Source organism: Streptomyces sp. NPDC101490 (assembly GCF_044767145.1).
GTDB lineage: Bacteria > Actinomycetota > Actinomycetes > Streptomycetales > Streptomycetaceae > Streptomyces.
This window is the reverse complement of the sequence record NZ_JBIWNI010000001.1, coordinates 929521-944346: the sequence shown is the minus strand read 5'-3', so window position 1 is coordinate 944346 and position 14826 is coordinate 929521. Positions and strand designations below refer to the sequence as shown.

Here is a 14826-nt window from a genome sequence, read left to right as displayed (position 1 = left end):
CAGGAGCCAGAAGGCCGCCGGACGCGCGTGCGCAGCCTAACCGGCTCGCGCCGGGAACCGCCCCCGGCGCGAGCCGGTTAGGCTGCTGGTCATGAACACGGCCATGATCGGCGGCGGAGCCGACGAGCCCGTCCTCCTCGGACCGGAGCAGCTGGCGTCCGACCCGGACCACTGGGCCCGGTTCACCGCGTCGGCCCACCGCCTCCTGGCGGACCTGGTCCGTGGAGGCGCCGCGCTCGGCTGGGTCGAACCGCCCTCCCCCGACGAGGTGGCGGAGCTCCTCGGCCATGCCCTCCGCGCGGCCCGGGCCGGTGACGGGGCCCTGCGCGCCGCGTACATCGGCGGGCGGCCGGTCGGGCTGGGGTACTGGCTCCGCCACACCCGGCCGACCCATCGTCCGCACGCCGATCTGCAGAAGATCGCGGTGGACTCCGCAGCCCAGGGCCTCGGCGTGGGCCGGGCGCTCACCGCCGCCCTGATCGCCGACGCCAGAAGGGCGGGGATCGAGGTCCTCACCCTGGACGCCCGTGGTGACAACGCCCACGCCCTGCGCCTCTACCGGTCGTTGGGCTTCACCGAGTACGGCCGGCTGCCCGCGTTCGTCGCCGTCGGGGAACGCCGCTACGACAAGGTCTTCTGCATGGTGGACCTGCGCCCGGCAGGGCCCCGCCACCCGGGGTGACGGGGCCGCCACCGGCCGGTGCGCCGCCGTCCTCACCCCGGGGGCGGGACGGACCGGCGGAACCGGTCTACAGGTAGGGCCGGGTGATCAGCTCGAAGGCATGGCCCGCGGGGTCCTTGAAGTAGACGCCCCTGCCGCCGTGTTCGGTGTTGGTCTCACCGGGGCGCCGCATCTGCGGGTCGGCCCAGTGTTCGACGCCCTGTTCGCGGAGGCGCGCGTAGGCCCGCTCGAACAGTTCGTCGTCGACGAGGAACGCGTAGTGCTGCATCTGGATCTCGACCGGCGGCTCGGCGAACTGGATGAGCACGCCGTCGGAGAGCTGGACGTTGAGGAAGGGGCCCCAGGACGGCGCCTCCGGGAGTTCGAGCAACTCCCGGAAGAACCGGGCCGATTCCTCGCGGTCCACCGCCGCGATGATGGTGTGGTTGAAGGTTGCTGCCATGGGAACGACCTCGCTGTGGTCTCGGTGGGACGGAACTCGCGGTGCTCGTGCACCGGGGAGGTCCGCGCCCCGAACCACGGGGGTGCCGGAGGGGCACCCGCCGAGCGGTCAGTCGTCCACCGGATGGCCCGTCTGGGAGTGGCGTCGCTGCGCCGGTCCGGTGTTCACGGCGAGGACGCTACTTGATCGTCCGTGCCGGGGCAAGGGCCCTCCGGAGCCGGTGGGTTCCGGCACCGCCTTCCCGGACCGTCGTCCGCCGCGTCCTGGTCAGCCCACGAACTCCCGGTCGCCGTAACGGATTTCCGCCTGGTCCCAGTCGGCACCCAGGGACACCGTGAAGTCCCGCGCCAGCGACAGGTCGGCGAGCGGCGCGACGAGGACGAGGCGTCCGTCGAGGGTGACGGAGCCGCCTCCGAGCCTCTCCCGGGCCACCGGGTCCGCGAGGAGACCCGCGCGCAGGTCGGCGGCCCGGACCCCGGGCACCTCGATCTCGACGGCGTCGGTCTGCGGGGACGTACGGGGCAGGCAGCGGAAGGTCAGCACGGCCTCCTGGTGGTACCGCTTGGCGATGATGGCCGCGATGTGGCGCAGGGAATCGGGGCCCGCCCGGTTCACGTCGAACTCGCGCGAGCGCTCGTAGGTCGTGCGCCTCAGCTCCTCGGACCAGAACACGCCGTCGAGGAGGGTCGACCCGCCGGGCCGTGCGCCGTGGGCGCGGATGATCCCGCGCACCTCGTGCTCGAAGTGGTGCAGCCGGGTCGTGAGCCGGGGGTCGTCCGGGTCGGTGATGATCGCGGTGTTGTCGGTGGCGAAGATCTCTCCGGCGGGGCAGCCGGGCAGGACGGGGCTCGCGTAGGTGCTCTGCGCGCCGGTGATGCCGAGGAGGAGGGCCGCGAGGGCGGTCGCCAGGAGGCGGAAGCGGCGGCGGGTGAAGTTCTTCATGGCGGGGTCAACGAGCCGGGGCGGGGATCGTCGCGCCCACCGTCCCGGGACGAGCACTCGTGCCCGTTCCCCGGCGCGACTCCGCCCGCTCCTCCCGTGGCGCCACGGCACGGCGTCGCGGGACGGGGAGCGGACCCGGGTGATGGCGTGGCGACGGGGGCGGGCGCCGTGGCTGGGGGGTCGGTGTCGTGCGTACCTGGGGGCGCTCGCCGGGGCCTGGGCGGTCATGGTCGTGTGACGGCGCGGGGCCGGAGGGCTCGCGCCCCGCGCCGGTCGCCCCCTCGCACGTCCCGTGCCCCCACGCAGGGAATGTGACGACTTGTCGCCAACCGGACACGCTCCGCGCATACGCGGGACACGGTGGGGCAGATCGCCCATGGGCCTGTGACGGCCCGCGCGAAAGGAGTGTGCCGTGCTGTCCGACCTCCTCGACCGGTTGTTGAGACGCGGTGCCGTTCCCCCCGGCGGCGGGCGCGAGGGCACCACCGGCCCCGGACGTCCCCGGTCACCGGGGCAGCTCGTCCTCGACGCGGACTTCTCCTCCACCGAGCAGTGGACGGCGGGCCGGTCGTGGGCGTATCCCGGCGGGGGCCCGACCAATCCCGGGGACAACAAACTGGACTACCTCGTCGAGGACCCCGCGTACAGCCGGACGGGGCTCTTCCGCGCCACCCGGCGGTCCGACGGCTACTGGGACACCGGGCTGCTCACCACGGAGGGCAGCACGGAGGGCTTCCAGGTGCGGGCGGGCGACACCCTGGAGGCGCGGGTGAGGCTGCCGGAGGAGACGGGGGCCTGGCCCGCGATCTGGACCTGGCTCGACGGCGGGCAGGAGGTCGACGTCTTCGAGTACCACCCGGACAACCCGGACCTGCTCGAACTGTCGAACCGGATCAAGGGCCGCTACCAGTACTTCCGCACCCCCGAGGTCCGCCCGGGGGCGTGGGTCGACCTGCGGATCGACTTCGGTCCGCGGAACGTCGTGTGGTGGGTGAACGGCGTGCGGGCCTTCGACGACCGGCGCGGGGTGGGCCGCTCGTGGCGGGCGTACCTCATCGTGAACCTCTCGGTCTGCGCGGGCCGCTACCACCCGGCCCCCGACGCCGGGACGACGGAGATGTCGTACGAGGTGGCGACGTTACGCGTGTACCGGGACTGAGCGCGGCGGAGCGGCCCTCCCCCACGACTCCCCCGAAGGCCCCCACGGGCCGCCCGGGCGCGGGCTGCGGGGCCGGTCTCCCGGCCGCTCCGTACGGGGCCGGTGGCCCTCCCGCACTCCCCGGCACTCCCCGACTCCCCGGCGCTCCCCGAAGAGGACCGGCCGTTCCCGCACTCCCGGCCGTCCGTGGAGATGTCCGGCCCCCTAGCCCTCCGGGCCGTACGCGTGCCGCCCCCGCCGGTGCCGTACGAGCCCGCTCTCTCCCCGTGAGCCAGGCGGTCGTGTGATCCGGGCCGCCTCCCGCCGGACCGGTCTCCCCCAGCCGGTTCCGGCCGCCCCCGGTCGCGTCCGGCCCTCCCCCCGGGCCCGGGCGCGGTCCGGGGGCCCTCAGCCCTCCTGGCGCAGCGTCAGGACGTACCGCGCGGTGAGCGCGACGCCACGGTCCTCGTCGGCGGTCAGGTCCCGGAGCGCCCGGTCGGCCGCGTCCCCCGGGATGTCCGCGAGCGCCTGGGCCAGCCGCCGTCGCACGGCCGCCCCGGCCGGGCCGGGGGCCAGCCGCTCCACGAGCAGTGCCGTGATGCGCTCCGCGAGGGCGGGGCGGGAAGCGAGGGCGCTCAGCGCGTCGGCCGCCTCCACGTCGTTGACCGCCTCCGCGACCATGTCGACCAGGGTCGGGACCGCCTCCGTGACGCCCCGCGCCGCGAGTTCCGGTGCCGCGCGTCGGCGGACCACCGGGTCGGAGTGGGCGAGAGCGTCCCGCAGGCGGACCGTCGCCTCCTCCGTGGGGAGTTCGGCGAGGGCGAGGACGGCCCGCTCGCGCACCTCCGCCTCGGGGGCGTCGAACGCCTCGGCCAGCAGGGCGGTGGCGTCCTGGCCCGCGCGGGCCAGGGCCCAGCGCAGGGCCCCGGCCACGTTCGTGTCCGCCTCCCCCAGGACCGCCTCGACCAGTGTCTTCACCGGCACCGGTGCCTCCTCTGCGGCGGAGAGGGCGGCGCGCTGGCGTCTGCCCGCGCTCTCCGCGCCGAGCTCCTGGAGGAGGGCGACGACCTGGAGGACGTCCTCCCAGTCGGCCGGTTCCGCCGCGCCGATCCGGCCGAGCCGGGTGAGCAGCGCGGTCTCCGCTGCGATGCGTTCCCTGGTCCGGCGGACCAGGTCGTCGACGAGTCCGGCGGGGGTGAAGCCGGGGTCGTCCAGGGCCGAGCCGACCTCCCGCAGCGAGAGCCCGAGCGAGCGCAGGCTCTCGATGTGGAAGACACGCCGGATGTCCTCGGTGGAGTACTCGCGGTAGCCCGCGCCGGTGCGGCCGGTGGGGCGGAGCAGGCCGAGGGACTCGTAGTGCCGGAGCATGCGGGCGCTGACCCCGGACCGTCTGGCGACCTCGCCGATGAGCATCCGCTACCCCTCCCCCGGGTCCTCGCCGCCGAGTGCGACGCATCGTTTGGCCTGTTCCACGGCGAACTCGAAGCCCTCGTCGGGGTCGCGCAGCAGCCGTTCCGTGGCGATGGCGTGGGCGCGCACGGCGGGGTCGGAAGCGGCGGCGGCCCCGTCCAGGACGGGCACGATCACCTCGCCGAGGGCGATCAGCGCCCTGCTGAGACTGAGCCGGGTCTCCCGCCCACCGCGTCCGAGCTGGGCGGCGAGGCTCTCGGCGAGCCGCCGCTCCTCCCCCTCGGGGACGAGGGCGACCGCGGCGCGCCAGGCGCTCCGGGCGACCTCGTCGTCGGGGTCGGCGAGGAGTTCCGGGGTGATCGCGGGCCAGGCGCGCGGGTCGCCGACCTTCGACAGGGTGTGCAGGGCCTGGCTCCGTGCCTGGGGGAGTGCCGAGCGGACCTCGTCCATCAGCGGTGGGACGGTCGTACCGGCCGGAAGGCGGGTGAGCGCCCAGGTGAGCATCTCGCGGACGGGGAAGTCGGGCTCGACGGCGCACCGTTCGACGAGGGCGCCGACGTGTCCCGGGTCGGGGTGGGTGCCCATCTCCAGGGCCGCCCTCAGCCGTACGGACGGGCGGTCGTCCGTCAGTGCGCGAAGGGCCCGGAGGGCCCGCTCCGTCCCCGTGTCCTGATTCTGCGTGGTCATGTCCGAACCACCTCCTCGGCCTGAGTGAAGACCTTGTCATCGTGTCAAGGTCAAGCGGCGGCGTGCCAGCCGGGCCGTGTGTCGGAAGTCGCGCCTGCCCGGCGGCGTCCGGTCCGCCCTCCGGGCGGACGGCGCTCCTTTCGCAACACGCCCTGCGGACGGGCGGGTGGTGTCCGGCGGTCGACTCGCTGAACGGCGGGGGATGGGGGTCCTCCGGCCGGAGGCGTTGCGTAGGCTCGAACGGAGCGTTCCGCGCCCGCGCCGCCCGTACGACGAGGAGGACCCCCATGGACACCGCCGACGAGGGACGGCCGCGGCTCGACGAGGCCAGCGTCCTCAACGCGAAGCGGACGCTGCTCCAACTGCTGGCCCGCGCGGGGGTCTACACCGGGGACGCGGAGGAGCTCATCGGGCTCGTCGAGGCCGGTGCCCTGGCGCTCGCGCACGCGGAGACCGAGGCGGCCGTGCGGCGGGTGCCCGACGACCGGGGCGAGGAGTACGCGGCCGGGTGGTCCGGGGGTGCCCGGAGCGTGTCGGAGGTGCTCGGCGGGATCGCCGAACAGGCGCTCCTGCGGGCCGTCACCGCCGGTCCCGAGGAGGACCCGGCGGGGGCGCGCTCTCCGGTGCGGCGGGCGGAGATGGAGCGGGCGAAGGTGGCGGTGACGCCGTTGTACCTCTCGTTCAGCGAGGTCTCCGAGCTGGATCCGGAGGTCACGGAGCAGGTGCTGGGCGCGGTCCTGCGCACGATGGACCCCCGGCGGCGGGCCGGATATCCGGGGGTGGTCGGGGAGTTCGCGTCGGCCCACCGGGCGCGCCTGGAGCGGCTGTACGCGCGCTACGGGCCCGGCGCTCCGATCGCGGTCCACGGGCGTTACTCCCTGGTCCACTCCCCCACCGGTGTCGCCGTGCTCGAACGGCTGGCGGCGGAGCCGTCGGCGCTGCGGGAGGAGTGGGACGCCGCCGAGCTGCCGCCCGTGTGGCTGGACGGGCTGAGGTCGGCGTGGGAGTCCCTCGGCTGACCGCGCGTCCCTCCCCGGCACTTCTCCGGGTCCTTCTCCGGCGCTTCCTCCCGGCCCCCTGACGAGCTCCGTCCGTCCCCGGTGACGAACGGTCTCGGGCCGACCCCTCGTCATGGTCACTTAGGTTAGGCTAAGTTAAGTTCTCGTGCGCCGGTCCGGGACATCCTCGCCCGGCGTTCGTCACGTCCCCACGTACCAGGAGAGACGGAAGAACATGACCTTACGGGTCGCGGTGGCCGGAGCCAGTGGATACGCCGGCGGGGAGATCCTCCGTCTGCTCGCCTCCCACCCCGAAGTCGACATCGGCACGCTCACCGGGCACAGCAGCGCCGGGCTCCCCCTCGGCCGGGTCCAGCCCCAGTTGTCCGCACTCGCCGACCGGACGCTCGTGGAGACCTCCGCGGACACCCTCCACGGCCACGACGTCGTCCTCCTCGCCCTGCCGCACGGCCAGTCGGCCGCGCTCGCCGGGCAGTTGGGGGCCGACACGCTCGTCGTGGACTGCGGGGCGGACTTCCGGCTCCGTGACCCGGCGGCCTGGACGCGCTTCTACGGGACCGCGCACGCCGGGACCTGGCCGTACGGCCTGCCCGAATTCCCCGGCGCGCGCGACGAGTTGAAGGGGGCGACGCGCATCGCCGTACCGGGGTGCTACCCGACCGCCGTCACCCTGGCGCTCCTGCCCGCCCACACCGCCCGCCTCGTCGAACCCGAGGTCGTCGTGGTGGCGGCCAGCGGGACCTCGGGGGCCGGGCGGGCGGTCAAGCCGCAGTTCCTCGGCGCCGAGGTGATGGGGTCCATGACCCCGTACGGCGTCGGCGGCGGCCACCGGCACACCCCCGAACTCGTCCAGAACCTGTCCCTGGCGGCGGGCGAGCACGTCACCGTGTCGTTCACCCCGACGCTCGCCCCCATGCCCCGGGGCATCCTCGCCACCTGTTCCGCCCGCCTCAGGCCGCACCTGGCCCTGGACGGCGGACTCGACGAGGTGCGCGAGGTGTTCGAGGCGGCCTACGCGGACGAACCGTTCGTCCGGCTGCTGCCCCGGGGACAGTGGCCGTCCACGGCGGCGGTGCTCGGATCCAACACCGTGCACGTGCAGGTCGCCGTCGATCCGGCCGCCCGCCGCCTCATCTGTGTGAGCGCGCTCGACAACCTGACGAAGGGCACCGCCGGTGGAGCGGTGCAGAGCATGAACATCGCCCTCGGCCTGCCCGAAGGGCTCGGCCTGCCCGTGAATGGAGTGGCTCCGTGACCGTGACCGCCGCCCGAGGATTCCTCGCCAGCGGAACCGCCGCAGGCATCAAGGCCTCCGGCGCGCCCGACCTCGCCCTGGTGGTCAACCAGGGTCCGGGGACGGCCGCCGCCGGGGTCTTCACCTCGAACCGGGTGCAGGCGGCGCCCGTCCGCTGGTCCCGCCTCGCCCTCGCCGACGGAAGGCTGACCGCCGTCGTCCTCAACTCCGGTGGTGCCAACGCCTGTACGGGCCCCGCCGGGGCCGAGGACGCGCGGACCATGGCCGAGCGGACGGCGGCCGCCGTCGGCGCGGACCCGGGGGACGTGGCCGTCTGCTCGACCGGACTCATCGGCGTCCACCTGCCCATGGACCGGGTCACGCCCGGGATCGGACTGGCGGCGGAGCGCCTCCACGCCGACGGGGGGCTGGACGCCGCACGGGCCATCATGACGACCGACTCGGTGCCCAAGACCGCCGTGGCCACCGGGGACGGCTGGACCGTCGGCGGCATGGCGAAGGGCGCGGGGATGCTCGCCCCCGGTCTGGCCACCATGCTCGTCGTCCTCACCACCGACGCCGACGTCGACGCCGCGCTGCTCGACGCGGCCCTCCGCGCGGGCGTCCGCACCACCTTCGACCGGGTCGACTCCGACGGCTGCATGTCCACCAACGACACCGTCCTCCTGCTCGCCTCCGGCGCGTCCGGAACGACCCCGGCGGAAGGGGAGTTCACCGACGCGGTGCACGCCGTCTGCCAGGACCTGGCACGCCAGTTGATCGCCGACGCCGAAGGGGCGTCGAAGGAGATCGAGGTGACCGTCGTGGGCGCCGCGTCCGAGGAGGACGCCGTCACCGTGGGCCGGTCGATCGCCCGCAACAACCTCCTCAAGTGCGCCCTGCACGGCGAGGACCCCAACTGGGGCCGGGTGCTCTCCGCCATCGGCACCACCGACGCCGTCTTCGACCCCGACCGCATCGACGTCTCCGTCAACGACGTCCGGGTCTGCCGTGACGGCGCCGCCGGAGAACCGCGCGAGAAGGTCGATCTGACGGGCCGGCACATCACCATCACGGTCGATCTGCGCGCGGGCGACGCCTCGGCGCAGATCTGGACCAACGACCTGACGGCCGCGTACGTGCACGAGAACAGCGCCTACAGCTCATGAACGGGAGGACGGCAACGATGGCAGGCACGACCGGCACCACGGAGAGCCCGACGGCGACGGGGACACGACCCCCCGGCGCACCGGGCTCCACGACGCTCCCCGCCGGGGACGTCCCCTGGTCCGAGGAGCTGAAGGGCCGCACGGTCGTCGTCAAGTGCGGCGGCGCCACCCTGGTCGACCCGGCCCTGACGCGCTCGTTCGCCCAGGACGTCGTCGAGCTGTGGCACGCCGGACTGCACCCGGTCGTGGTGCACGGCGGCGGCCCGCAGATCAGCGCGATGCTCGACCGGCTCGACCTGGAGGTCCGCTTCGAGGCGGGGATGCGGGTGACCACCCCCGAGGCCATGGACGTGGTCCGCATGGTGCTGACCGGACAGGTCCAGCGCGACCTGGTCGGCGCCATCAACGCCCACGGCCCCTTCGCCGTCGGCATGTCGGGCGAGGACGCGCACACCCTGACCGCCGTCCGGCGCCCGGCCCTGGTGGACGGCCGGACCGTGGACATCGGGCTCGTCGGCGACATCGTGGCCGTGGCCCCCGACACCGTCCGCGATCTGCTGTCCGGCGGGCGGATACCCGTGGTCTCCCCGGTGGCGCGCGGCGCCGACGGGCACGTCTACAACGTGAACGCCGATCTGGCGGCCTCCGCCCTCGCCGTCGCCCTCGGCGCCGACCGGCTCGTGATGCTGACGGACGTCCCCGGGCTCTGCGCGGACTGGCCGCACAGCACCGAGGTGGTCCCCCGGCTCACCGCCCGGGAGCTCGACGCGCTGCTCCCGCGCCTCGCCGGGGGGATGCTGCCCAAGATGGAGGGCTGCCTGCGGGCCGTCCGCTCCGGGGTGGGCCGGGTCCACGTCCTCGACGGACGGACCCCGCACGCCGTCCTGCGGGGCGTCCTCACCGAGGAGAACGAGGGCACCACCGTGCTGCCGGACACCGCGCCCGACGACGAGGAGCTCCCCGCGTGAGCACCACCACGACCCCGCTGACCGCTCGCTGGCGGTCCGTCATGACGGATACGTACGGCACGCCCCCGCTGGCCCTCGCGCACGGGGCGGGCTGCACGGTCCACGACGAGTCCGGGCGGCCGTACACCGACTTCACCGGTGGCATCGCCGTCAACACCCTCGGTCACGCCCACCCCGCCGTCGTCGCGGCCGTCTCCGCCCAGATCGGGCGGCTCGGCCATGTCTCCAACCTGTTCGCGGCCGAACCGCCGGTAGCCCTGGCGGAACGGCTGCTGCGGCTGTTCGGACGGCCGGGCCGGGTGTTCTTCTGCAACTCCGGCGCGGAGGCGGCCGAAGCCGCCTTCAAGACGGCCCGCCGCACCGGGCGCACCCACGTCGTGGCGATGGAGGGCGGTTTCCACGGGCGCACCATGGGGGCCCTGGCGCTGACCGGGCAGCCCGCCAAGCGCGAGCCGTTCCTGCCGCTGCCCGGGGAGGTGGAGCACGTGCCCTTCGGGGACGTGGCCGCGCTGCGCGCCGCCGTGACGCGGGAGACCGCGGCGGTCTTCGTGGAGCCCGTGCAAGGCGAGGCGGGTGTGGTGCCCGCGCCCGCGGGATATCTGCGGGCCGCCCGCGAACTGACCCGGGCCACCGGCAGCCTCCTCGTCCTGGACGAGGTGCAGACCGGGATCGGCCGGACGGGGCACTGGTTCGCGCACCAGGCCGAACCGGGGGTGGACCCGGACGTGGTGACCCTGGCCAAGGGTCTCGGCGGCGGGCTGCCGATCGGCGCGGCCGTGGCGTTCGGCGAGGCCGCCGAGCTGCTCGGGCCGGGACAGCACGGCTCGACCTTCGGCGGCAATCCGGTGGCCTGCGCGGCGGGTCTCGCCGTCCTGGACACCATCGCCTCGGAGGGGCTGCTCGCCCACACCGTCCACGTGGGCGAGCTGCTGCGGCGCGGTGTGGAGAAGTGCGGGCACCCGCTGGTCGCGGAGGTGCGGGGCGCGGGGCTGCTGCTCGGGGTCGTCCTCACCGAGCCGGTCGCCGAGCGGGTCCGGGAGGTGGCGCAGGAGGCCGGGTTCCTGGTGAACGCGGTCGGCCCCGCGACCGTACGGCTGGCTCCGCCGCTCACGGTGACGGAACGTCAGGTGGAAGAGCTGGTCGAGGCGTTGCCGGGGATCCTCGACGCTGTCTGAGGGGCGGCGGCCGGCGGTCCGGGGGTCCGGACCGCGCAGGCCGCCGCGTACCCCGGGAGGACGGGCACGTCGGTGAGGGTCCAGCCCGGGACCGCGCCCGGTGCGGGGCCCGTGCCCACGTAGGTGCGGGCCGGGTCCTCGCCCAGGCCGATGCCGACGCCCTTGAGGTACGACTCCTTGCGCGCCCAGCAGCGGGCGACCGCGCCCGGCCGGTCCCTCGGGGACAGGCCGGCGATCTCGGCGCGCTCGGCCGGGTGCAGCACGGCCGTGATGTCCTGCGTGGCCTCGGCGTCGGGTTCGGTCTCGACGTCCACGCCGACCGGGACGTCCGCGAAGCCGAGGAGGACGGCTCCGCCGGAGTGCGAGAGCGAGAAGTGGAGTGGGCCGCCCGCCACGGCGGGGCGTCCGTGCGGGCCGCCGCAGCCGGGGCACGGCTCGCGGACCAGCCGGACGGCGGCCGGGTCGCCGTCCAGGTACGCGCCGAGCAGTTCGCGCAGGACGACATGGCCGACCCGGTAGCGGTCGCGGTCGACGGACCGCACGAAGCCGTGGCAGCGGGCCCGTTCGTCCGGATCGAGGAGGTCCTCCCGGAGACGGGCCCGCTCGGTGTGCTCGGCCACCCGCAGGGTCCACAGTCGCGGCCCGCCGCCGTACCGCCAGGGTGCGGGGAGCGGGCCGGTGGCGGCCCCCAGGAGCCGGGGCTCGGACGTCGTCGGGGCGGTCACGGAGTCAGGGGGCGGTCGGGGCCGGGACCGGGGCCCGGTCGGCGGGGGCGTACCAGCGGGGGGCGGCGGGCACCATCAGGGGTGTCCCGGTCTCGGGGTCGGGGATGATCCGGCAGGGCAGTCCGAAGACGTCCTCGACCAGCTCCGCCGTCATGACCGTCCTCGGGTCCCCCTCGGCGGCGATGGTGCCGCCCGGCCGCATCACGATGAGGTGGGTGGCGTACCGGCAGGCCTGGTTGAGGTCGTGGAGGACGGCCACGACGGTGTGCCCCTCGCGGGAGTTCAGTCCCGCGCACAGGTCGAGGACCTCGACCTGGTGGGCGATGTCGAGGTACGTGGTGGGTTCGTCGAGGAGCAGGATCGGGGTCTGCTGGGCGAGGACCATGGCGAGCCAGACGCGCTGGCGCTGTCCGCCGGAGAGGTCGTCGACGGGCCGGTCGGCGAGTTCGAGGACGCCGGTGCGGCGCATGGCGGCGACCACCGCCTCCTCGTCCTCGGCCGACCACTGCCTCAGGATGCCCTGGTGGGGGAAGCGGCCCCGGGCCACGAGGTCGCCGACGGTGATGCCGCCGGGGGCGTTCGAGGTCTGCGGGAGGAGTCCGAGCCTGCGCGCCACCTCGCGGGAGCGGTACGAGGAGATGGCCGCGCCGTCCAGATGGACCTGGCCGGTGCGGGGCTTCAGCATCCGGGCCAGCGCGGTGAGCAGGGTGGACTTGCCGCAGGCGTTGGGGCCGATGATGACGGTGAAGGAGCGGTCGGGGATCTCGACGTCGAGGCCGGTCACCACCGTCCGCCGGTCGTAGGAGAGGGTGAGGTCCTCGCCGCGCAGCCGGGCCGCCGGGCGGGCGGGCTCCGCCGGAGCGGCGGGCACGGCGGTCATGTCCGGAGCCGGGGTGGCGTCCGGGGTGCCGGGCACGGCCGGGGCGGGGGCGTCGGGGGCGGGGCGGTGGACGGGAGGGTTCGTGGTCGTCATGCGCGGCTCTTTCGTGACTCGGAGACCAGCAGCCAGATGAGGTAGAGCCCGCCGATGGTGCCGGTCGCGGTTCCCACCGGGAGGAGTGCGGGGGCGAAGAGCCGCTGGGCCAGCACGTCGCTGACGGTCAGCAGCAGCGCCCCCATGAGGGCGGTCGGCAGCAGCGCGGGGCCCGGGGAGCGGGTCGCCTTCCTGGCGAGCTGGGGTGCGGCGAGGGCGATGAACCAGATGGGTCCGGTGACCGCGGTGGCGAAGGCCGCCAGGGCGACGCTGACGACGAGCAGGGCGGTGCGGGTGCGGGCCACGCCGACGCCGAGGGCGTTCGCGGTGACGTCGCCCATCTCCACCATGGCCAGGCGGCGGGAGAGCCCGAAGGCCAGGGGCAGCAGGACGAGGACGGCGATCCCGATGGCGTTCGCGTGCTGCCAGCCCCGGTTGCCGAGGCTGCCGATCAGCCAGGTCTGCGCTTCGAGGGCTTCCTGCCAGGTCGCCCTGGTGATCAGGTACGAGTTGACGGAGAGGAGCAGGGCGCTGACGCCGATGCCGGTGACCACGAGCCGGAAGCCGTGCAGTCCCCGGCCGACCATGAGGAGGTGGACGGCGAGCGCGGTGAGGAGTCCGCCGATCAGCGCGCCGACCGCGATCTCGGTCATGCTGCCGTGCCACAGGATGATGACGAGGAGCGCGCCGACGGCCGAGCCGTTGGTGAAGCCGACGACGTCGGGGCTGCCGAGCGAGTTGCCGGTGAGGCTCTGGAGGAGTGCGCCGCTCACGGCGAGCGCGGCGCCCACGCAGAGGGCGGTGACCAGACGGGGCAGCCGCAGGGTGGTCACGATGAAGTCGGCGGCGCCCGAACCGTTGCCGAGGAGCGCCTGGACGACCTCGCCGACGGTGAGCTCGAAGTCGCCGGTGGTGAGGGTGACTCCGGCGACGGCCACGAGTGCGGCGAAGAGGACGGCGGTGACGGCCAGGGTGCGGCGCTGCAGCCGGACCGAGTGGCCGCGCCGGGTGCGCAGGACGATGCCGGTGACGACGCTCGCCGGGGGCTCGGGGGCTTCGTGCGGGCCGGCGTCGCGGCCCGGGGCGGTGGGTGACTTCCGTACGGGGCTCACAGCATGACCAGCTTCCGGCGGCGGCAGAGCGCGAGGAACAGCGGGGCGCCGAGGAACGCGGTGACGATCCCGACCTGGATCTCGCCCGGGGCGCCGATCACCCGGCCGAGGACGTCGGAGCCGACGAGCAGGACCGGGGCGATGAGCGTCGAGTAGGCGAGGACCCATCGCTGGTCGGGTCCGACGAGGAAGCGGGCGACGTGCGGGACGGCGAGTCCGACGAAGCCGATCGGGCCCGCGGCGGCGGTGGCGGCCCCGCAGAGCAGGACGACCGCGGCGGCGCCGAGCGCGCGGGTGCGGCCGACGTTGACGCCCAGGGCGCGGCCCGTGCGGTCCCCGAGCGCCAGGGCGTTGAGGGAGGGCGTGAGGGCGAGGGCGACGACGAGGCCGACGGCGACGAAGGGCAGGACGATCTGCAGGACGTCGTAGTAGCGCCCGGCGAGGGAGCCCACGGTCCAGAAGCGGAACTCGTCGAAGGCCCTCGGGTCCAGCAGCAGGACGGCGGAGTTGAAGGCGTAGAGGACGGCGGTGATGGCCGCTCCGGCGACGACCAGCCGGTCGGGCGTGGCGACCTTCCGGCCGGAGGTGCCGAGCAGGTACACGACGACGGAGGCGACGGCCGCTCCGGCGAACGCGAACCACAGCTGGCCGAGCAGGGAGCCGATGCCGAGGAAGGAGATGGCTGCGACCACTCCGGCGGACGAGCCGAGGCCGATGCCGAGGAGTCCGGGGTCGGCCAGCGGGTTGCGGGTGAGGGCCTGCATCAGGGCGCCGGAGAGACCGAGGGCGGCGCCGATGACGGCACCGAGGAGGGTCCGGGGGATGCGGTAGTCGTGGATGATCACTGAGGTCTCGGAACCGTCGGGATTCCACAGGGCGTTCCAGGTGGCGGTGAAGGGGATGCCCCTGGTGCCGACCCAGACGCTGAGGAGACCGACCAGGACGAGGAGCAGCAGGATCAGGAGCAGCCCGGCTCCCCGTCCGGCGGCGCCCGCTCGGGTCGCTCGGGGTAAGGCGGCGGGGCCGACGGGCGGGCCGTCGGGGTGCTTCCCCCGCTGTACCGGCACCGCCCGGGATTCGACGGACAACGACAACTCCCCTTGGCGGCGGTTCAGATGTGCGGTGGCACCCGTCGGCGCACTCCGGGCGG

Annotated in this window: 15 protein-coding genes; 7 read left to right on the top strand and 8 right to left on the bottom strand. The window is 74.7% G+C overall.

Going from position 1 to position 14826, the window contains the following annotated elements; translation table 11 throughout:
- The first annotated feature begins 91 nt into the window (after positions 1-91).
- Complete coding sequence (locus ACIRQY_RS03720) at positions 92-682, top strand: GNAT family N-acetyltransferase (RefSeq protein WP_403922209.1); 591 nt, start codon at positions 92-94, stop codon at positions 680-682.
- A gap of 67 nt (positions 683-749) precedes the next feature.
- Here ACIRQY_RS03720 and ACIRQY_RS03715 read toward each other — a convergent pair whose 3' ends face one another.
- Positions 750-1124, bottom strand: coding sequence for a VOC family protein (locus tag ACIRQY_RS03715; protein ID WP_351784154.1), 375 nt, complete (start codon positions 1122-1124; stop codon positions 750-752).
- Positions 1125-1391: 267 nt separating this feature from the next.
- Positions 1392-2066: a hypothetical protein gene (locus tag ACIRQY_RS03710; RefSeq protein ID WP_351784151.1), complete on the bottom strand. Its 675-nt coding sequence runs from the start codon at positions 2064-2066 to the stop codon at positions 1392-1394.
- Between the two features lie 412 nt (positions 2067-2478).
- Here ACIRQY_RS03710 and ACIRQY_RS03705 point away from each other — a divergent pair, with 412 nt between their 5' ends.
- Complete coding sequence (locus tag ACIRQY_RS03705; protein ID WP_403922206.1) at positions 2479-3225, top strand: beta-glucanase; 747 nt, start codon at positions 2479-2481, stop codon at positions 3223-3225.
- Between the two features lie 387 nt (positions 3226-3612).
- Here ACIRQY_RS03705 and ACIRQY_RS03700 read toward each other — a convergent pair whose 3' ends face one another.
- Complete coding sequence (locus tag ACIRQY_RS03700; protein WP_403922204.1) at positions 3613-4617, bottom strand: MerR family transcriptional regulator; 1005 nt, start codon at positions 4615-4617, stop codon at positions 3613-3615.
- Between the two features lie 3 nt (positions 4618-4620).
- Positions 4621-5301 (bottom strand): HEAT repeat domain-containing protein, encoded by a 681-nt coding sequence (locus ACIRQY_RS03695; protein WP_403922202.1) that lies wholly within the window; start codon positions 5299-5301, stop codon positions 4621-4623.
- Positions 5302-5588: 287 nt separating this feature from the next.
- Between ACIRQY_RS03695 and ACIRQY_RS03690 the strand changes: the two genes are divergently transcribed.
- The 5 genes from ACIRQY_RS03690 to ACIRQY_RS03670 all read left to right on the top strand — a co-directional run bounded on the left by ACIRQY_RS03690 (position 5589) and on the right by ACIRQY_RS03670 (position 10866).
- Positions 5589-6320: a hypothetical protein gene (locus ACIRQY_RS03690; protein WP_403922200.1), complete on the top strand. Its 732-nt coding sequence runs from the start codon at positions 5589-5591 to the stop codon at positions 6318-6320.
- Positions 6321-6534: 214 nt separating this feature from the next.
- Positions 6535-7575 carry an N-acetyl-gamma-glutamyl-phosphate reductase gene (argC, locus tag ACIRQY_RS03685; protein WP_403922198.1) on the top strand — a complete coding sequence of 347 codons (1041 nt, stop codon included), beginning with the start codon at positions 6535-6537 and terminating at the stop codon, positions 7573-7575.
- A complete protein-coding gene (gene argJ / locus ACIRQY_RS03680) occupies positions 7572-8723 on the top strand; it encodes a bifunctional glutamate N-acetyltransferase/amino-acid acetyltransferase ArgJ (RefSeq protein WP_351784139.1) in 1152 nt (383 codons plus the stop codon). Before argC ends, argJ begins: the two co-directional genes overlap by 4 nt.
- Positions 8724-8740: 17 nt before the next feature.
- The gene (gene argB, locus ACIRQY_RS03675; RefSeq protein ID WP_351784137.1) at positions 8741-9691 is read left to right on the top strand and encodes an acetylglutamate kinase; all 951 of its coding nucleotides are present in this window, start codon (positions 8741-8743) and stop codon (positions 9689-9691) included.
- Between the two features lie 41 nt (positions 9692-9732).
- Entirely contained in the window at positions 9733-10866 is a 1134-nt protein-coding gene (locus ACIRQY_RS03670; RefSeq protein ID WP_403922301.1) for an acetylornithine transaminase, read from the top strand.
- Here the strand turns inward: ACIRQY_RS03670 and ACIRQY_RS03665 are convergent.
- The 4 genes from ACIRQY_RS03665 to ACIRQY_RS03650 form a co-directional block, all read right to left on the bottom strand.
- Positions 10815-11591: a 4'-phosphopantetheinyl transferase family protein gene (locus ACIRQY_RS03665; protein WP_403922195.1), complete on the bottom strand. Its 777-nt coding sequence runs from the start codon at positions 11589-11591 to the stop codon at positions 10815-10817. The genes ACIRQY_RS03670 and ACIRQY_RS03665 overlap by 52 nt on opposite strands.
- Before the next feature lie 4 nt (positions 11592-11595).
- Positions 11596-12471, bottom strand: a complete 876-nt coding sequence (locus ACIRQY_RS03660; protein WP_403922299.1) for an ABC transporter ATP-binding protein — start codon at positions 12469-12471, stop codon at positions 11596-11598.
- A gap of 89 nt (positions 12472-12560) precedes the next feature.
- A complete protein-coding gene (locus tag ACIRQY_RS03655; RefSeq protein ID WP_403922193.1) occupies positions 12561-13676 on the bottom strand; it encodes a FecCD family ABC transporter permease in 1116 nt (371 codons plus the stop codon).
- The gene (locus ACIRQY_RS03650) at positions 13673-14743 is read right to left on the bottom strand and encodes a FecCD family ABC transporter permease (RefSeq protein ID WP_403922297.1); all 1071 of its coding nucleotides are present in this window, start codon (positions 14741-14743) and stop codon (positions 13673-13675) included. The genes ACIRQY_RS03655 and ACIRQY_RS03650 overlap by 4 nt, the downstream gene beginning before the upstream one ends.
- Between the last annotated feature and the right edge of the window lie 83 nt (positions 14744-14826).

What these genes read in the sequence shown, in the direction of transcription:
- argC (WP_403922198.1), top strand. Translation starts at nt 6,535, where the DNA reads ATGACCTTACGGGTCGCGGTGGCCGGAGCCAGTGGATACGCCGGCGGG.
- ACIRQY_RS03715 (WP_351784154.1), bottom strand. Translation starts at nt 1,124, where the DNA reads ATGGCAGCAACCTTCAACCACACCATCATCGCGGCGGTGGACCGCGAG.
- argB (WP_351784137.1), top strand. Translation starts at nt 8,741, where the DNA reads ATGGCAGGCACGACCGGCACCACGGAGAGCCCGACGGCGACGGGGACA.
- ACIRQY_RS03695 (WP_403922202.1), bottom strand. Translation starts at nt 5,301, where the DNA reads ATGACCACGCAGAATCAGGACACGGGGACGGAGCGGGCCCTCCGGGCC.
- ACIRQY_RS03660 (WP_403922299.1), bottom strand. Translation starts at nt 12,471, where the DNA reads ATGACCGCCGTGCCCGCCGCTCCGGCGGAGCCCGCCCGCCCGGCGGCC.
- ACIRQY_RS03700 (WP_403922204.1), bottom strand. Translation starts at nt 4,617, where the DNA reads ATGCTCATCGGCGAGGTCGCCAGACGGTCCGGGGTCAGCGCCCGCATG.
- ACIRQY_RS03690 (WP_403922200.1), top strand. Translation starts at nt 5,589, where the DNA reads ATGGACACCGCCGACGAGGGACGGCCGCGGCTCGACGAGGCCAGCGTC.
- ACIRQY_RS03670 (WP_403922301.1), top strand. Translation starts at nt 9,733, where the DNA reads ATGACGGATACGTACGGCACGCCCCCGCTGGCCCTCGCGCACGGGGCG.
- ACIRQY_RS03720 (WP_403922209.1), top strand. Translation starts at nt 92, where the DNA reads ATGAACACGGCCATGATCGGCGGCGGAGCCGACGAGCCCGTCCTCCTC.
- ACIRQY_RS03710 (WP_351784151.1), bottom strand. Translation starts at nt 2,066, where the DNA reads ATGAAGAACTTCACCCGCCGCCGCTTCCGCCTCCTGGCGACCGCCCTC.